A 246-nucleotide genomic window follows, 5' to 3' on the forward strand; every position below is an offset into this window, starting at 1 on the left:
ATCAGTCTGTGCCAAAGATGTCCTTCCCGGGTGGCGCGCTCCTGGGCTGTGCCGCGGGCCTCGTCAACGTTCCGCGCATCAAGGGCTCGCACAATGCCGTGCTGTCCGGCATGCTCGCGGCCGAACACGTCGCGGAGGCCATTGCCGCCGGCCGCGCCAACGACGAGCTGATTTCCTATGAGGAAGCCTGGCGCGGCAGCGATATCGGCAAGGACCTGAGGAAGGTGCGCAACGTCAAGCCGCTAT

1 protein-coding gene is annotated in these 246 nt (G+C 65.4%); it reads left to right on the forward strand.

Going from position 1 to position 246, the window contains the following annotated elements; translation table 11 throughout:
• Positions 1-17: 17 nt before the first annotated feature.
• A partial coding sequence (locus NLU14_RS22685; RefSeq protein WP_420845105.1) for an NAD(P)/FAD-dependent oxidoreductase occupies positions 18-246 on the forward strand: 229 nt, incomplete at its 3' end.

Source organism: Marinobacter iranensis (genome assembly GCF_029207565.1).
GTDB lineage: Bacteria > Pseudomonadota > Gammaproteobacteria > Pseudomonadales > Oleiphilaceae > Marinobacter > Marinobacter iranensis.